Annotated in this window: 14 protein-coding genes, 1 tRNA gene and 1 pseudogene; 2 read left to right on the plus strand and 14 right to left on the minus strand. The window is 41.0% G+C overall.

Going from position 1 to position 18900, the window contains the following annotated elements; translation table 11 throughout:
• Window positions 1-3800: pseudogene (locus tag AB5170_RS18405) on the minus strand (hypothetical protein); the annotation flags it as partial.
• Window positions 3801-3967: 167 nt separating this feature from the next.
• Window positions 3968-5443 carry a nicotinate phosphoribosyltransferase gene (locus AB5170_RS18410; protein ID WP_195391709.1) on the minus strand — a complete coding sequence of 492 codons (1476 nt, stop codon included), beginning with the start codon at window positions 5441-5443 and terminating at the stop codon, window positions 3968-3970.
• A gap of 326 nt (window positions 5444-5769) precedes the next feature.
• Here AB5170_RS18410 and AB5170_RS18415 point away from each other — a divergent pair.
• Window positions 5770-5841 (plus strand) — tRNA-Gln (locus tag AB5170_RS18415).
• A gap of 471 nt (window positions 5842-6312) precedes the next feature.
• On the opposite strand, the gene AB5170_RS18420 is transcribed toward AB5170_RS18415, so the two are convergent.
• From AB5170_RS18420 to AB5170_RS18460, 9 genes are all read right to left on the minus strand, one after another.
• Window positions 6313-6630, minus strand: coding sequence for a type II toxin-antitoxin system RelE/ParE family toxin (locus AB5170_RS18420; protein WP_204454076.1), 318 nt, complete (start codon window positions 6628-6630; stop codon window positions 6313-6315).
• Window positions 6631-6632: 2 nt separating this feature from the next.
• A complete protein-coding gene (locus tag AB5170_RS18425) occupies window positions 6633-6911 on the minus strand; it encodes a type II toxin-antitoxin system Phd/YefM family antitoxin (protein ID WP_118583221.1) in 279 nt (92 codons plus the stop codon).
• 535 nt (window positions 6912-7446) lie between these two features.
• Entirely contained in the window at window positions 7447-7728 is a 282-nt protein-coding gene (locus AB5170_RS18430; protein ID WP_313720501.1) for a hypothetical protein, read from the minus strand.
• Window positions 7729-7952: 224 nt separating this feature from the next.
• Complete coding sequence (locus AB5170_RS18435) at window positions 7953-8840, minus strand: aldo/keto reductase (RefSeq protein WP_313720499.1); 888 nt, start codon at window positions 8838-8840, stop codon at window positions 7953-7955.
• 24 nt (window positions 8841-8864) lie between these two features.
• Window positions 8865-9872, minus strand: a complete 1008-nt coding sequence (locus tag AB5170_RS18440; protein ID WP_313720498.1) for a beta-methylgalactoside transporter — start codon at window positions 9870-9872, stop codon at window positions 8865-8867.
• A gap of 1 nt (window position 9873) precedes the next feature.
• Entirely contained in the window at window positions 9874-11397 is a 1524-nt protein-coding gene (locus AB5170_RS18445) for a sugar ABC transporter ATP-binding protein (protein ID WP_313720496.1), read from the minus strand.
• 120 nt (window positions 11398-11517) lie between these two features.
• A complete protein-coding gene (locus AB5170_RS18450; RefSeq protein ID WP_313720494.1) occupies window positions 11518-12585 on the minus strand; it encodes a galactose ABC transporter substrate-binding protein in 1068 nt (355 codons plus the stop codon).
• Between the two features lie 77 nt (window positions 12586-12662).
• On the minus strand, window positions 12663-13520 hold the full coding sequence (locus AB5170_RS18455; RefSeq protein WP_313720492.1) for a class II fructose-bisphosphate aldolase: 858 nt from the start codon (window positions 13518-13520) through the stop codon (window positions 12663-12665).
• 64 nt (window positions 13521-13584) lie between these two features.
• A complete protein-coding gene (locus AB5170_RS18460; RefSeq protein ID WP_313720490.1) occupies window positions 13585-14550 on the minus strand; it encodes a carbohydrate kinase family protein in 966 nt (321 codons plus the stop codon).
• 280 nt (window positions 14551-14830) lie between these two features.
• Here AB5170_RS18460 and AB5170_RS18465 point away from each other — a divergent pair, with 280 nt between their 5' ends.
• Window positions 14831-15601, plus strand: coding sequence for a GntR family transcriptional regulator (locus AB5170_RS18465; RefSeq protein WP_313720488.1), 771 nt, complete (start codon window positions 14831-14833; stop codon window positions 15599-15601).
• A 294-nt stretch (window positions 15602-15895) separates the two neighbouring features.
• Here AB5170_RS18465 and AB5170_RS18470 read toward each other — a convergent pair whose 3' ends face one another.
• From AB5170_RS18470 to AB5170_RS18480, 3 genes are all read right to left on the minus strand, one after another.
• Window positions 15896-17140 carry a transposase gene (locus AB5170_RS18470; protein WP_331667822.1) on the minus strand — a complete coding sequence of 415 codons (1245 nt, stop codon included), beginning with the start codon at window positions 17138-17140 and terminating at the stop codon, window positions 15896-15898.
• Between the two features lie 260 nt (window positions 17141-17400).
• On the minus strand, window positions 17401-18489 hold the full coding sequence (locus tag AB5170_RS18475; protein WP_313720486.1) for a tyrosine-type recombinase/integrase: 1089 nt from the start codon (window positions 18487-18489) through the stop codon (window positions 17401-17403).
• A complete protein-coding gene (locus AB5170_RS18480; protein WP_313720484.1) occupies window positions 18486-18746 on the minus strand; it encodes a hypothetical protein in 261 nt (86 codons plus the stop codon). The genes AB5170_RS18475 and AB5170_RS18480 overlap by 4 nt, the downstream gene beginning before the upstream one ends.
• Window positions 18747-18900: the final 154 nt, after the last annotated feature.

Here is an 18900-nt window from a genome sequence, read left to right on the forward strand (position 1 = left end):
GTACAGGTATATGTCTTAATTCCTGTACTTGAAATAGTAGCCTCTTTCGTTATAACTCCGGCATCCCAGGTATGCGTATGCTCAGTTTCCCCGGAACCACCCTGCGTTTCATCGTAAAAAACAACTGTAACCGTATATGTTATCTTCGTTACACCATCTGGCGCTGTCAGAACATACTGTACCGGATTTGTAAAATCATGAGATCTTCCACTGGTAAACTCATCTGCCACCGCTGTTCCTGTACCAGAACCATAATCAATATTCGGTGCCAGCCTGGTAACATTAGTTCCTTTTGGCAACCGCAGCGTAATCTTACGGTTCTCATTATCAATTTCCCCAACAACATCCTCTTTTAACTGGGAATTAAACGCCTTGTTAAGTACAAAACTATAAAATCTTGCCTCATTAGAAGCCGTAACTATAATTTTTATTGTAACTGGCAAAACTGCCTTTGTTCCTGTATCCACAATTTTATACTGTGACTCATAAATTCCCACTGGTGCAGTGACAGTCCCGGAAAAAGTAAAATATTTACTTCCATAAGAGCCTCCGCCAGGAACCGCAAAAACAGTTAAACCAGCCGGTAAATTCTCAGAAACAACCTGAGTTTCATACTTACCACTTCCACCTGTAACAAAGCCTGAATATATCCACTGCTCTTTTCCAGTTCCTGTAACCGCGTACAGCTCAGTATCTGTAATCGCCAATGGTTCTGTTACGCTCATTATTCCAAGCACAGCGATCACGGCACCATATTCTCCCGGCAGCTTATCAGACACATAAGCAATAAGATCTTTTCCATTATCTGATGACTCTGTTATTCTGCCATTATCAATCACAGCCGATGAACCGCTTCCACTTCCAAGCGCCAAATGTATTCCATAAGTATTCAGATCAGCCCCTGTAATAACCGGCGATACTTTTCCATTGCTATATGTAATCTGAAGCTTCACTCCGGTCAGATCGAGTTTATCTCCAGCTACATAATTCAGTTTCTCAGGAGCTGCAAGCATAGTCAAGGCCGCTGGTGCATTCGCTGCAACCGTAATCGCCCACGGTATTTTTACTCCAAAGTAATCAAAAGTAACCTTAGTATCCGAGGTTTTCAGTGGGCCTGTTTTGTCATAGGTAAATCCACTGTAAATATAAGCTGCACGATCACCAATCGTTGCATACATGCTGGCTCTGGATGGATTAAATATATCTCCTTCCACATAAGATTTCTTCGGCTGTCCTGATATTACAATGCTGCTGATATCACTGGTTTTCGGCGCAACAACTTCCATTGAATAGCCAACCTGTTTCCCCTTATATTCTACATAAACATGAGTAGTTCCTTCAGCAGAACTGTCAAAGCCGCTTATCATATCGGCTGTAATCTCAGAATAAGTTGTACCATTTATCAAAAGCCTGCCCCAATACCACGGTTTTTCTCCCACGTAGCAGGAAGTCCAGTTGTTTTTTACCTCCAATGAAGTAATCTCCGGATTCTCCACCCGCTCTGGCAAACCATCCGCTGAAATCTTCCAGTCAGTTCCAAACTCCCAGCCCACGTAAGATTTGGGATCTTTCATCTGTGCCTCTGTGAGAAGTCCACCTGTTCCAATGGAAGCATCAGTTCCGCCGACAAAATTCCCCTCTCCACTCTTTCCATAACAGTTCAGCACATGTCCGCTTAAACCGTAAGAAGAGCTGAGTACATTATCAGCAGCAGTTCCACACATCTGTCCTACACGGTTGTTTGCTGCAGTTACTGTGATTTTTCCTGCATGGAGGCATTCTTTGAGCACACCGCCCATGCCCCCAAACTTCTGGATTTCTCCCGCAATTCCGCCCACATAGACCGGATATTCATTTCCGTTTGTCTGGGTAACACGAATCGTACCGGTGCTGACACACTTGCTTATAGTACCAATGTTCAGACCTGCAATTCCACCTACCCAGCTTTTCATAGGAGCCATTGTCAAATTAACATTCAGCTTTGATGTACAGCCAAAAATAATTCCGGCAAGTGCATTTTCACCTGCAATTCCGCCAAATTCCGGATATACAACAGCTCCGTTTCCGCCCATATATCCGCTAATCGTTCCTGTCACCATACAGTCTTCAATATTTCCTTCATTGTACTGTGTGATGACGCCCTGCACGTTCTGCATATCATCATTAAAATCTGCAGCTACGCGCAGATTCCTGATTTTCCCCTGATTCATGGCTATCAAAGGCTTTTTCAATCCATAGATCGTATGTCCGTTTCCGTCCAGCGTTCCACCAAAATAAGAGATGGTAAAATTAATTCTTCCCTGTATCTGAATATCTGAGGTCAGCTGATAATATGCGCCCTGATTTTCCTCGATCAAATTCAGATCATCCAGAGAATCAATCTGATAAGGACTGCTGCTTGTACCATTTCCGCCAGCCGGTTTCACAGATGAAGTCCGTTTTCCTATTACACGATAAACAATTCCGCTTTCCCCATCAGATGGGACTGTAAATTTTCCATCCTTCAGTTTCACAAGGATCGCGGAAGCTGCCGGAATGGAATATTTTGAGCCACTGTCTCCGGAAAATACCGGAAATGCAGATGCCTTTTTTGCAGCTATCCGATCACCTGGAAAACTGTATACACCAGAAGCTTCTCCTGCTGCCACAGCTGTATAAAAATCTGAAAGAAGTGTTTTAAACGGAATTCCTGTTACCTTCTCCAGATAAGCTTCACAGGTAAGGGAGGAAGCATCTACTGTATAAAATCTCGGCAACACAGCCATAGGCTCATAGCTTCCTGCCATACGGTCAATTACGTATCTGACAAACAGGTATGGCATTCCATAGTCCTGGGCAATATCATCGCGATAACTCTTATACATCAAGGAAGAGCCGTTACGAATAGCGGTACTTCCTGCAATTCCGTTCATCCAGCCATTTGTGTCCGTACCGCCCCACAGATAATCCATGACCGTTACTGCAAGACCTTCGTTTATCCACATATATTTCTCGGAGGCATTGAATTTTGTTTTCAGCCAGAATACTGCGTGCTGTCCCTCGTGAACCAGCAGACCGTTTCTTCTGGTCATTTCACCGGAGACATAGGATGCTGCCGCCGGAGTGTTGATATGGATTGCTGTAATTCCCTCATCATACTGAAACTGACCACTTGCGCCGCTTAAGGTTTCCAGCACAATAGAGAGCTTGCCGGATCCATCTTCCCAGGGAAGATCGCCTCCTGCCAGTGTTTTCAGGATTTGATAGGGCTGTCTGTCATAAATGCTCGCCATGTCTGATGCTATGAGAGATGTTTTTCCAGCGGCATCATAATCCGCTTTCATATTTTTGTCCATCCAGATATAGCAATGTTCGCCAATCCCAATGCATATATAGGTCTTGCCGCTGCCATTGCTTCTGTAAATATATTTCTCTTCTCCTATTGCATAAGTGGTAACCGCTGCCTGAACGGATATACCATCGTCAGTCTCATCTGCCGATGCAACGGACGAAATGGCGCTTTTTTCATTCAGCGCAGTGACTGAGCTGGTGCTCCCTGTATTCAGCCTGGCCAGGCTTTGAGCTGCGGGAAGCTCACTTCCACTTGAAGCGGATGCAGTACTTCCACTGTCATCAAAGATCAGTGTGCCTGTACTCCTCGAATCAGATGTATCCGTATTAATAATCACTGCATACTCCCCAGTAAGTATTTCCCCTGCCTTTCCCTCTGTCACTGCAGCAAAAACATTTACACTGCCCAGTATTCCCAGAAGCAGAAGACAGATTCCCACCCACAAACCAATGGATTTCCTTTTTTTCATACACTCCTCCTGTAAAAAATTTTCTTTCCTACAGTTTACCATTTTTACATTCTGTACACTATGTTTTTTTCTGCACTTTTCTGGTTAATTTCAACAAAAAATGGGGCGAATGTATCGTTTCCGCTGATACATCGCCCCATTTAGACTTACTTTATTTTCTTATTAAATTACTCTTCCTCAAACTCCAGATCCTTACGGCTCATCTCCTCAATCAGCTCTCTCTTCACCTCAAAAAGCTTCGGAGAAAGATCCACATAAACCTTCTGTGGGTTGGAGAATCGTCTGGACTCGTCCCAGAGAGTGCTCTGTTCTTTCTGGCAGATTGCGCGAAGTTCCATTACTGAAGGAGACGTATAAACGCGTTTTCCTTCCTTAATAACTGGAACCAGAAGCTCACGAACTTCGTAAGTGCCACCCAGAATCTTAGTTTTTTTCCAGGTGTCAACCGGGTCAAATACTACCATAGTTTCATCTGGGTTCAGCTTCTCGTCAGCAAGACAGATCAAATCAGCTTTAATCTTGCCTGTGGACTTGCTGTAAATACGATATACTGTCTTATTTCCAGGGTTTGTTACCTTAGCGGTGTTCTCAGAAAGCTTGATCTTCGGAACAAATTCACCTGTCTCAGGATTTTTCACTGCTGCCAGCTTGTATACACCACCAAATGCCGGATTATCATTGGAAGTAATCAGACGTGTTCCAACGCCCCAGGAATTGATCTTGGCATCCTGGGCTTTCAGGCTCTCAATCAGATATTCGTCAAGGTCACTGGATGCAGAAATGGTCGCATCATCAAAACCAGCTGCCGATAACATTTTATATGCCTCTTTGGAAAGGTAAGCAAGGTCACCGCTGTCGATACGGATACCATATTTTTTCAGCTGGATTCCCTCCTCCCGCATTTCCTCAAATACACGGATTGCATTGGGAACACCGGATTTCAGCACGTCGTAAGTGTCTACCAGAAGGATACATGCATCCGGGTACATTCTTGCGTATGTCTTGAATGCAGTGTACTCATCCGGGAAGCTCATGATCCAGGAATGTGCATGGGTTCCAAGCACTGGCACGTCAAACATCTGACCAGTAAGCACGCAGGAGGTTCCGACACAACCACCAATCACAGCTGCACGGGCTCCAAAAATACCGGCATCCGGTCCCTGGGCACGACGAAGACCGAACTCCATGATTCCGTCACCTTTCGCCGCATAGCAGACACGTGCTGCCTTAGTAGCAATCAGGCTCTGATGGTTCATAATGTTCAAAATCGCAGTTTCCACAAGCTGAGCTTCCATAATCGGTGCTACCACTTTCACCATTGGCTCTCTTGGGAAAATAACAGTGCCTTCCGGGATGGCATAAATATCGCCTGTAAAATGGAAGGAGCGAAGATATTCCAGAAAATCCTCCTCAAAAATGGAAAGACCACGAAGATATTCAATGTCTGCGTCTGTAAATCTCAGATTCTCAATATATTCAATTACCTGCTCCAGTCCTGCACAGATAGCAAAACCGCCTCCGCATGGGTTATCACGGTAAAACATGTCGAATACGACAGTCTGGTCAGTTGAGTTCTTAAAATACCCCTGCATCATGGTAAGTTCATAGAGATCCGTGAGCAGAGTCAGGTTATTTGCTCTCATGTTTATTCTCCTTATTAATGAGGCCAGTCTGAGACTCAATTACCTGAATAATTTTAAACAGGCTCCAGACAGGCTGTTTAATTATAAAAATTTTATACGGCAGCCACCTATGCGATTCCGTATATTTTGCTTGATTATAACACATTCATCCCGAAATGCACAGGGAAAAGGCACTTGAAATCTTAATTTTTTCCAGTAAAATCAAGGCTTTGCACGAATTGAATAAATTTTTTTAAAAAATTTGAAAAAAGGGGGTTGACTTTTATATGGGTGTTGATATATAATACAACATGTCGCAAGCGAGAAAACAACTTGCTAAAGCGCATAGGGCTATCGCCAAATGGTAAGGCAACGGACTCTGACTCCGTCATTTCAAGGTTCGAATCCTTGTAGCCCTGCTAAGTGGAGCACCTCGGATGAGGTGCTTTTTTCGTATTATGAAATTTCCGAAATCCGCGTATTTACTGGCTTTGCGGGACTTTTAAAATTTTTTCTGAAACGCTTTTTCGTGGCTCTGAAAGGCGATTTTTTCCTTATTTGGCTTACTGATTTTTACTACATTTTCGGTGGTTTTCAGATGTGATAGGTCAATTTGGGAGCGATTATAGGTCAATTTAAAATGACGTTGCTGCCAAAAGGTGCTGAAAACAGGAAAAATGAAGAAAATCGGCTAAAAATCGACAAAATTCTACTTTTTCTACCTTTTGCACAAAAAATTATGTTTACTTTTGTGATATTTTCGCCTCATAATCAAGACAGTTTCCACGCTTCAAGTGCACAAATCCATTTTAGTACTCCCACCGCTTATTCTTCTGTCCGAAGGCGAACCTTAATTGACTTACTTGGTCAGTTATATTTCGGCGTTTGCCTCACAGCCCTCGGATAATGTTCAAATAATCCTGTCTCTGGTCTACGACAGCATATATAATAACTTCCTTTCGGGCTTCATTAACTTTATAAAATACAAAGTCTTTTTCAAGAATCAATACCTTATAGCCCTGACGCTTTAATACCAGGTATCTTGGATCAATTCCAAGATCTGGATTTTCTCCCAGCTGTCGTATACGATCTTCTATTTCGTCTAACTTTTTCAGTGCCACATCATTGCCGAAATTTTGTGCAATATATAATACAATCTTTCGCAGACCAGCATCTGCGGTATCAGTACGAACAACATTGTATTTCAAACTCAGCCCTCCTGCAGCATAGCACGTAAATCATCAAAAGTTTCACTGATTGGCGCAACGCGACCATTCTTTACATCATCTTCTGCTTCAGTAAGGATTTCAAGCAATTCTATTCTTGATTTCATGTTCTTGTACTCTTCATAGGACAGAGACACTGTATCGCCTCTTCCATTTACAGTTATGATAACAGCTTCTTTTCCCTCACGGCACTGCTTTGAGATTTCATTATAATGATTTCTTAAATCCGCTGATGGTCTGATAGTTTCCTGCATAGCAAACATAATACGCACCTCCTGTTGTTATATATGAAAATTATATCATTTAATGTCTATACTTTCAACTTCTTAGTCAATTCCATTCATAAATTTTAGAATTCTTCATTTGTTCTAGCACCCCAAAAAGGGATGTCGATTAATACCTCATTTCGACATCCCCAGTAGTAATTGAACATAGAATTTTCTCTTCTTCTCTTACATCACAACTTTTTTGTCTCCACGGAAATCAGCCTTAGACACTTCTATAACTTTTTCTATAACATGGCTTGATCTGTAATTAACTTAACTAATCGTATAGCCTTTCACATTCCTTAATGAATTAAAATCGTTGCTTGTCTTTGCACATTGAAATATGTACCGATACTTTTCCAGTCGGATAATATCACGGATTTGGTGATATCCATTTTTTAAAGAACAGAATTCAGCAGTTCCCGCTACACACATAAAATGTGCCTGTGACATTCGCAGCTAAAATCTTCGGATTCCCTGTGCAGAATATATTTGATAGCTGTCCAGTGCCAACTTATCCTTACACTGACGGTTATATCATCGGCCATCGGAATACGTAATAAGTCAGGATCTCGTCCGTTGATAAGGACACATCCGTACTGAGAAAAGCCCTTAGTGCCTTGGGGATTCCAAATGCCTTTTCAGAATAGCTTGAAAGAACTACGGCATTTTCAATGCCGTTGAGTTTTCCTTCATATCGATACACAAAGTATTTTTGATTTTTCACGGTCACAAGGTGAAAATCCAAATGTGTCACTGACAGAAGTGCTGCAAACTCATTGAGTTTCTTTTTGATTCCAAATGGATAAAGCATCTGGTTTGTTTTTAAAGCACCAAAGGTATAATATTCCTTTCTGGCAAAGGTATAGATTACAATTATTCTTTCACACTATTCTTGTTTCTAACAAAATAATAAAAACATTTTTCAGATTCATCTCCAGAGCTTCTAAAAAGACCTACAAAAAACGATACCTCACAGATGTCCGCATCTATGTTGGTATCGTTTTTCCAGAATTTGTTTCACCTATATATTTATTCTTATCTGATCACCTGCTGGCCGCTTGCACTGTAAAGTTCAAACCATTCAGACTGTTCAAGTTTTACATCCAGTGCTTTGATTGCCAGATCCAGTCTGTCCAACTTCTGACTGCCAACTAGCGGAATTGCTCCTACTGGATGGTACATAATCCACGCATACACAATAACTGCTGGCTCCACATTATGTCTTGCAGCAATATCCTCAATCTTTTTCCTTGCTTTCACACATGCTTCATCATTCCCACTGAAAAGGCGTCCGCCTGCCAATGGAGACCAGATCATTGGATGAATCTTATGATAGGTCAGATAATCCATCATGCCAGTGTTAAAATGCTCAAAGCAAAGAGGATTCCATTCAATCTGGTTTGTTACCAGCTGACCGCCAACTGCACCATTCATTGCATCAAACTTATAAGGATCAAAGTTAGATACACCAATTTCTCTTACCAGACCTTCTTTTTTCAGCTGAAGCAGTGCCTCTGCTGTGTCCCATGGATTCAGAAGAGGATCCTCTCTATGGATCAGATAAAGATCCAGATGATCTGCATGCAGTTTCTTTAGACTCTCTTTGCAGGACTGCAGAACTCTTTCTTTTGTTGTATTATAGTAACCAAAAGTAGCACCGTCTACCTCTGTTAAATAAATACCAGTCTTTGAAACCAGTTCAATTTCTTTTAAAATGGAAGGATCAGCAGCAAAAGCTTCTCCCATTTTTGCCTCTGCTCCACCGTAAATTTCAGCTGTATCAAATGTAGTTACGCCACGTTCGATACATGCATGCATGAAATTTACCATCTCCTGCGTTGTCATATTCCAGCTGTCTGCCCGCCAGAATCCCTGAACTACTGCTGATAAAGATAATTCTTCTGAAAGCTGTACTTTTTTCATGTTTAATCTCCTTTGCTCCATCGATTATTTTGCATTCTTTCTCATGTCCAGTGCAACTGCTGAACAGATAATGATACCTTTGATAACAAGCTGCCAGTTAGAGTTCAGTCCAATAAAGCTCAGGCCATAACTGATGAATGTGAAAATCATAACACCAATAAATGCTCCGGATACTTTACCAATACCACCACTTAAAGATACACCGCCAACTACGCAGGAAGAAATTGCATCAAACTCATAAGCATTTCCATAACCGGCATTTGCTCCACCGGTTCTTGCAACCTCCAGAATACCTGCCAGACCAACTAAAATACTTTCAATTATAAAACAGGCAATAATTACTTTATTGACATTAATACCAGAAACCTTTGCTGCTTCTTTATTACCACCGGTAATATAGATATTTTTTCCGAATGTAGTTCTATTCAGGATAAACCATACAACTGCCATTACAACAAGTGCAATTACAACAAGGAAGCTTACCTGTCCGCCAATTCTGAAACGGCTTAAAATTGTAAGATCATCTCTGATACCACCGATTGGCTGAGAATTATTTGGTGCTTTTGCAAAATATAACTGGTTCAGACCATAAACTGCAGATGCCATACCATATGTAGCAATAAATGGTGCCATACGAAGTTTACAGATCATCAGACCATTAAGATAACCGATCAATGCAACTACTGCCAGTGCAACTAATATTGGAACAAAAATAGGGAGTTCCGGAAGTCCTGGCCAGAATAATTTGGAATACCCAGCTTTCTGGGCAAGAGATGCTACTACAACAGCTGCCAGACCAACCTGACGGCCACCAGCAAGGTCTGTACCGCCTAACAAAAGTGGAAACATCAGACCTAACGCACAGATCAGTTTTACAGCTGACTGCGTCATAATATCTGTTACTACACGCCACTGAAGAAAGGATGGCTCGATAATAATAATTCCAATGATCGTGATCAGTAATGCTATGATCAAAGCATTATCAATAATATAATCTTTTATATTCTTTTTTTCTGTAGTACTCTTATTCATCTTAATCCACCGCCTTTGCCTTATTTTCACTCTGCGTTGCCAACGTCATAACATCCGTCTGTTCTACCTCTGCTGCGTCAAGGATACCTGTCATTCTTCCTTCACACATTACCATGATCCTGTCAGATACTCCGATCAGCTCTGGCATTTCAGATGATACCATGATGATTGATTTTCCTGCTTTAGTAAGTTCACGCATGATTCTGTAAATTTCATATTTCGCACCAACATCAATTCCTCTTGTTGGCTCGTCCAGAATCAGAATATCACTATTCGCCAGCAACCAGCGACAGATCAGGACTTTCTGCTGATTTCCACCTGAAAGATTCTGTATTGCAGTCTTTACACTAGGCGTTTTTACATTCAGCTCACCATTGATCTTTTCAACATCTGTCTGCAGCTTTTTCGGATTCAATATTCCAAACCGGTTTCCTGCCATTGCCTTAAATGCAACAGCAAGAGTGTTATCCATTACAGACAGCATAGGAATAATTCCTGTTGCTCTGCGTTCTTCTGTCAGCATTGCAAACCCATTTTTAATTGCTTCCTGCGGATTGCTATTTACAATTTCCTGTCCATTTTTATACAATTTTCCTTCAGCAATACTTCTAAGCCCGAAAACAGATTCTACTAGTTCAGTTCTCTGCGCTCCGACTAGGCCCCCAATTCCCAATATTTCTCCCTTATGGAGATCAAAGGACATACCCTTAAAAGAATGGGGATCAGCACTGGTAAAATTTTCTACTTTAAGAAGCACATTAGGTTGTACCACATGTTCGTTTGGTGGAAAACGATTTTCCATACTTCTTCCAACCATCAGTTTGATTAGCTCATCAATACTTATCTCTTCGATTGGATACCGTCCCACATAAGTTCCATCTCGCATAACGGTAATCTCATCTGAAATTTCGAACAATTCTTCCAATTTGTGGGAAATATAAATAATAGAACGGCCTTCTGATTTTAATCTTCTGATAATCTTAAACAGATGTCGTGTCTCCGCATTAGTAAGTGAAGAGGTCGGTTCATCCATAATGATAATCCTTGCATCGTAAGAAACAGCCTTTGCTATTTCTACAGCCTGCAACTGTGAAACTGACAGATCTTTTGCCAGCGCAGTAGCAGGGATATTCAGTTCCAAGTCAGCAAGCAATTCTTCTGTTTTCTTCTTCATCTTTGCTTCATCGACAATAATCCCTTTTTTCTCAAACCGTCCTGCCCAGATGTTGTCGATGACATTTCTATAAGGAATCGGTGTAAGTTCCTGCTGAATCATTGAGATTCCTAATTTTAATGCTTCTGTTGGTCCATTAATGGTTACTTTTTCTCCATCCAGTTCAATATTTCCTTCATCCGGATGGTATAAACCAAACAGACATTTCATTAATGTTGATTTTCCAGCTCCGTTTTCTCCAATCAACGCATGCACAGATCCTGGTCTTACATTCAACTGCACCTTATCCAAGGCTTTTACACCAGGAAATGTTTTTGTGATATCTGTCATTTTTAATCGCAATGTTTCCATAATCAAATTAAGCCCCCTAAGGTATATCGTTCATCTGAAATGGCAGAAAGGTTACACATCTGCGTAACCTTCTGCCATTTTCATTATCATCGAAATCACGTAATAACTGCAAAACGCTGATTATTCTGACAGAGATTTCATAAGTTCTATTGTGTCATCAAGATTTGATTCATCAACAATTACATATGGTACCCATACATATTTTCCGTCTACAGTACAGTCAACTCCAAGATCTTCTGCTGTAAAATCTTCGCCCTTTGCAACTGCTTTCAGAACATTCATGATTGCAATAGACTGGCTCTTGCGGTCATTTAATACAGTACCAAGTAAACCACCGGATTTCATTGCTTCCAGAGCATCCATGTTTGCATCGATACCAACAATCGGTACAAACTTGTCAGCCTCGCCCTTATTGTAACCATTATTTAATGCTGCCTGAAGGGCACCCATAGCCATTCCATCATTATTACAGAGAACACCTTCGATACCATCAATTCCGTAAGCTGTAATCCATGTATTCATTTTATCCAGAGCCTGCGCCTGATCCCAGTTTGCAGTATCTTCTGCAATAATTTCGTACTCAATTCCAGCTGCGTCCAGTGCATCTTTATAAGCCTGTGTTCTAAGAACTACATCCTGCTGTCCGATCTCTCCTTGAAGAATGCAAAGCTGGAGTTTTCCATCACCATTCTTGTCAGCAATGTCTTTATTCTCATTCCAGTAATTGATCAGTGCCTGTGCACACATAGTACCTGATTCGGAAGCTTCTGCTCCTACATACCAGATATTATCGTATTCTTCCATTGTCTCATCCATCGGCTGCATGTTAAAGAATACTGCTGGTACATTTTCTGCGTCACATTTTTGTGCCATCTCTGCTGTAGATTCACGGTCCGGAGCACAGATTGCAACAATATCTGTTCCTTTTGTCAGCGCCATATCCAGCTTATTGTTTGCTACAGATACCTGGTTTTCAGCATCCTGCATATCCAGTTTAATTCCACCGATGTTTTCTTCTTCATTTCCCATAATGATTCGGAATCCGCTCTGGAACTGGTCGTCAAATGCTCGCCAGATTACTGTTGCATTAATATCATCATCTGCGTAAACAGATACACCACCAACTGTTGTAATTGTCATTGCTGCAACTGCCATTGCCGCTACACCCATCATTTTTCTTTTGTTCATTTTCTTTTTCTCCTAAAATGGTTTTTATTTTGTAATATTCCCCAATACTACTTTTCACTTAAATATTTCCGTAATTTCTATTTTGCCTCCAGACGGAACTGCATCATTTTTTCTTTAATAAATGCTTTGCAGCTTTCTTTTGAATGAATAAACATGGTTGTATTGTATTTGAAGTTATCGCCCTGTTCTTTCTTCATCTCTTCAAATGAGTTTGCAACAGATACCAGTACATCTGTAGCTACATTGATCTTGCGGATACCATGACGGATTGCATCCTGTACCTGGTCAAGTGGTGTGCCAGAGCCTCCGTGCAATACCAGCGGAATATCTACTAATTCGTCGATCTTAGCAAGTCTTTCAATATTTAATTTCGGAGCTGCAATGTAATGTCCGTGCTGTGTTCCGATGCTGACAGCCAATGCATCAATACCTGTACGCTCTACAAATTCTTTTGCTTCTTCCGGAACTGTCTGAGCTGCTTCCGGTCCAAGTACCTTTAAGTCGCCTTCTTCACCAACCAGACGTCCAAGTTCACCTTCTACTGTGATTCCAAGTGGATGAGCTAAATCAACAACTTTCTTGGTCAGTGCAATATTCTCTTCAAATGGAAGACCAGATCCGTCAATCATAACAGATGAGTAACCAGCATTGATTGCTTTTGCACAATCTTCATAAGATTTGAAATGGTCTGCATGCAGGCATACCGGAATCTGCGCATCACGAGCTGCGAATTTAACCATATTTACCATGCCTTCATATCCACCTGCTAATTCTACACAGTCTGTACCTGTGATGAAGATAACCGGTGTACCAGTCTCATTTCCAGCTTCAATAGCGGCTCTTGCCATTTCATAAGATACTGTTACATATGCTCCATAAGCCACATTTCTCTCTTCTGCCAGTTTCAGGATTTCTTTCATTGGTGCAAATTTCATGTTTGTTTTCCTCCTACACTTTTATAACTTGTTTTTATTTTGAATGATGTCGTACATCAAACAATTACATATCTGTTCGCTGATTAAAAATTTCCATTGCTTCGTCATAGGATGGGATTCCTCCAGTGGCACCTTTCTTTCCCACATTCAGGCTTCCTATCAGAGATCCAAATCTTGCTGCCTCAAAAAAAGATTTCCCATGAGACAAAGCACAGATCAGGCCTGCCATAAAAGAATCACCAGCTCCGGAAGTATCTACCACAGGCATATTTTTCAGACAAGGGATATACTGCTCTTCTGTAAAATCTGTAACGTAACACCCTTTTCCTCCCAGCTTGATTCCCAGATACCGGATTCCGCTTTCTGAGAATTTTTCACGGATCTGATTGATCTGGTCTGTGCCTGCTATAAATGAGGCTTCTATCATACTTGGAAAGAAGATATCGGTCTCTTTAAAAATTGGTGGCAGCACTTTGTTCCAGTCACATATTTCACTGTCATTCATTGCAGCATCCATAACCGTTATCTTCTTAAACCTGTGAGCTCTCTCAAACAGATTCTGGATTCCTCCATTATCCATCCGGTTCATGGCCATCACCGATCCCACATAAATCAGATCTGCTTTCTGAATTAACTCATCTGGTATCTCGTCTGCTCCAAACTGATGAAATATGGAAACTTCCGACAGGAAATGCCGTTCCCCTTCCATATCTACAAGGGCATAAGAGCAAGCAGTAGAACACTTCCCGTCTCTGATCACACCATCTGTATGAACTCCGTAATGTCTACATTGTTCTATCAGAAATGCCCCATTAGAATCTACGCCTGTCTTTCCTGCCATCGTGACATCGCAGGACAGCTTCGCAAGGCCAATCGCTGTATTTAAGGCATCTCCTCCACAGGACAACACCGGTGGTTCAATCATTACAGAATCTTTTGAAAGTACATCATCTGGTACCGGGCTAATTATCGTATCGCATACCATCATTCCTACACAAAGTATCTTCATTTCTGTAACCCATTCTTTCATTTGTTCTGCTTTGTTTATTTGTTTTGTGCGAACATTCGTACCTTGTATCTGTAATGTAACACTTTGTACGACCATTGTCAACACTAAACGCAGAATACAATTGCACAATATTTCATTATGATATTTGGTTATAATTGTCAAAACAATTGGTTGACACGTAAATAATCATAATGTATCATGTATGTATACATTATATATTTGTTTTTTGTACGGACATTTGTTTCTACAACTTGCTCCTGCACCATGTTCGTATAAATACACTTTCTATAGGAGTACAGTTATGAATTTATTAGAAATGAATATTGATAAAACGGTTCCTGTTCCGCTTTATTATCAATTAAAGTCTCTGATCCTTTCAGAGATCAAAAAAGGGAATTTAAAAGAGGGCGATTGTCTCCCTACCGAAATGCAAATGGTGGAACACTTTCACGTAAGCCGTTCAACTGTTCGTCAGGCAATTTCAGATTTATCTAAAGAAGGTTGGCTGGAACGTATTGCCAGCAAGGGAACATTTGTAACCAATAATACCAGTCATTCTGAGAACTTTATCCGTTCTTTTGAGCCTTTTTATCAGCAGGTCAGCCGACAGAATAAAACACCTTCTACTGAGTTGCTTAATCTTCAGGTAGTTCCTGCCAATGAGACCCTTGCAAAGAAATTAGGTATCGAACCAGGTGAAAAACTGATCTCCATGTTTCGCAGGCGACTTTCTGACAACGTACCTATGGTCACAATTCAGAATTACCTGCCCTATTCTCTTTGCGCTTTTATTTTAAGTGAAGATTTTACTGTACGGTCTTTATATGAACTGCTTATGACCCGGTCAGAATCCTGTATCCACGAGACGAAGTCCATTGTCTCTGCTGCAAATGCTTCCGCCGAAGATATCCATCTTTTACAGGTAGATGCCAATACCCCGATGTTATGTTTTCATAATATTTCCAGAAGAGCGGATGGTACAGTACTCGATTATGCATTTGCCAGATACCGTGGAGACCTAAACAAGTTTGAATTGATCGATACTCCTCATCTTCATTCCGACCAAGCCTGAGTTTTTCCTCTGCATCCACTCATAGCATGTACAGGAAAAGAGCAAGTGCCCCAGCCTATAATAGCCGACACACTTGCTCTTTTCCTGTATTTATCAAAAATCATATTCGACCTTTCTATAAACAACCAACACAATTTCGCTTTCATACCAGCATCCCATGCGTGAATCGAATCCACAGCTAGCGCTTAGGAGTTCGTCCTGGTATAGAAAACAGCTTATATCCTATGTCAATCAAAATCATTCAAAACCTTAATTTTACTGCTTTTTCTGTTAATTTCACACCAGTTTACAACTTTATAAATGATAGACTTGCTGATGAATCAGCTGTTTTAAGGCCTTTGTCATAGCATTTGATTTTATATGTGTTTCGATATTTTTCACGAAAGTGGCAAAAAATATCTGGCTGCGAATGCCCTGACTTAATTCAAAGCGAAACTCCTGTACGCTTTTTGTACGGTACTTAGAAAAATGTTCGTTCTGATAGGGCAGAATCTTCATGGCACAGTAACTGATGTTAATCAGATTGACAAGCATTTCAATCCCTTTGCAGCTTCGCACCATATAGTTACAAATAGACCAGAACGTTTTCTGTTCATAGTAGCTTGTTTCAATATTCCAGCGAAACGAATATAGCAACAGTGGAATGTATTTCATACGGTCACTTCCGGTCTCGTTCAATGGTGCTTTTTCCTGCCATGCACAGAAAATCTGCAGATCTTCTGGGAAAATGGTGCTGAAAAATAGCCGTTTTGTATCATGTTCTTTTTCTGTGGCGGTGGCATAGGCAAGGACTTCCCTGTTGCCGAAGATCTTAGTGAGAACCCGGCGGACACCGGTATCATAATCACCGATCTTTTCATTGGAAAACGTAAAATCTGTTTCAACAGAAAGACGTTTTCCATGTTTGGCAGGACGTCCCCGACGACCAGTCTGTGCAGGTGCAAGATCATACATGACAGAATCAATCCTTGCATTGCCAATCAGATCCAGATTCGGATATTCATCAATGATGGATACCAGGTTCTGTTTTGTATACCAGCTGTCACAAAGGATGATGACATGATCTTTGCTGTGAAATTCAGGCATAACCTGCCGGATCATGGAGGCTGCCAGTTCCAGTTTAGACTCTTTTTTCTGCCACATACGATAACCAAGAGGAACGGAAAGATAAGATACTTTATCCCCATTCCAGACAGGTACACAGAGCATGACACTCACAAAGCAGTGTCCATTCAGATAATTAGAACCGTTGTGTGCGGCATGGTCAAACAGTTTTGAAACATTTTCAAATTTTGTGCCAAATTTAGATACCATCGTATCATCCACACACAGAAATACAGGCTGCGTCTGCAATGAATCTGGTATCAGCTTCAAAGCAATCCTGACAGTGGTGTTCATAAATCTGGAATAATCAATCTTTGCATAGGAACATGCATAATAAAATACATTCAGTGATTTCTCCGTTATTCCGGATAAAAAATGCTGATATAGAAACCGGATGGAATGTGCGGATTCTAAGGTCAGTATGGATAATATCAACAGAAATAAGGTATCTGCTGTCGGGACAAAAAAAGTTTCAAAATAAATCAAAAAATATTGATGAAGTCTACCAATCAGTGTTTTTTCGTTGTATAATGTTTTTGTCGTACAGGGTCACTTTCCTTTGTAATGTTTTGTGCCAAATTCATTATACATCAGAAAGCCCTGTACGATATTTTTTTATGAAAAAGTTGTAAAGTGGTGTAATAATATAAACTTCGCCGTATTTCATGTTATTCCTCCTATCGTAAATCCTATATTTATGCAACTGGTTCCTCACCAGCTTTGCTTCCCGGTAATTTTACTATCTGATGCGTTTCCCCATCAGCCACTACTTTACGTCTGATCGCAATATAGTATTTCTGCGTTGTTGAGGGCAGATCGCCTATGTAAGCAGCAATCTCTTCTACCCTGGCTCCATTCTCATACATCTTGGTGGCAAATGTCTTTCTGAAAATATGCAGTCCTCCTTTGACATCTTCAAGCCCTGCATTCTTCATAATCACCTTCATACAATGTTCCAGATTACTGGCTGTATTCATCTTACCAGTCTTAGTAGGGACAATAAGATCATCTTGCTCACAGCTTTCCCGGCTATGCTTTAACTTCCACAGAATGTACTTTGCTTCCCTGTTAAGCTGAATATTCCGCGCTTTCTGATTCTTTGTGTTACCTTCCAGAGAAATATAATTGTTCTCATCTTCTGACTTTTTGTTCCGGTTCTTGGCCGTCGAAACAGACTTCTCAATCACCAGATAGTCTCCTTTCCAGTCTCGCCAGCGCAGAGCAATCATCTCTCCCACTCGCATACCTGTATGTAGTAATAACAAGCAATACATGCCAGCAGGATACTTCTCGTGCCCATTTGCATGTAGCTCTGTAGCCTCCTGTTCAAAAAGCTTTATTTCCTCATCCGATAGCGCAACTACATCGGCTTCATCTGCCCCTTTTACGGAGAGCTTCTTCAACTTCTTGGACAGCTCTGTTTTTACTAATCTCACTGGGTTCTGCTGCATATCCCCCTGGCGAATCGCCCATTCATAAGCCGCATTCAGTACATCTACGACTTTTCCGATTGAAGACGCGCCCACCTTATTTTCAGAAATAAGCAGTTTCACATGGGTTTCAATATCTATCGGAGTTACTTGCTGCGCCTGGAGATATCCTAAGTCATATCCGCTGATCTGATTTTCAATCGTACACTCTCTGCGGTCTATGGATTTCCCCTTTAAATCGTTGTTTGATACCTGGTATTCCAAATGACGATAGCATAAGCTTACGACCGTATCCGTAGAATCAATGTGCAGTCCATTTTTTATGTTATTCCATTCGTTTTCCTTCTTTTTCATCTCACGAATACAGGCGCTCTTGTTCTTAGCTGTAAGGCACACTTGAATCCTTGTGTAAACCCAATTTCTTCTCCTATCTCAGCAATCGCAAATGCCAGATCAACGCCTTCTCGTCCAGTTTTATCTTCCACCTGGATAGAAGCCTTGTTCTTTTCCAGAAGTTTTCTGACTTCTGACAGTAATTTTTCATCCTGCCAGCCGCTCCGTCCCAGTTCTTCCAGTTCCATGTCATACAATTTTTTTATCATACTGTCCATAATGTTCTGAACCTACTCTGGTTCCAATTCTCCCTTCTATGAGCATATCTAAATATTTACACCTTGCTACAGATTTGAAGATATAAAAAAAGAGACCAGAATTCAAATTTCCAGTCTCTAATCAATCTTATTCCTGTTGCAGTTATATCCCGCT

This window comes from Ruminococcus sp. RTP21484sp1_RTP21281st1_A8_RTP21281_210402, from assembly GCF_040914025.1.
Classification (GTDB): Bacteria; Bacillota; Clostridia; order Lachnospirales; family Lachnospiraceae; genus Blautia_A; species Blautia_A faecis.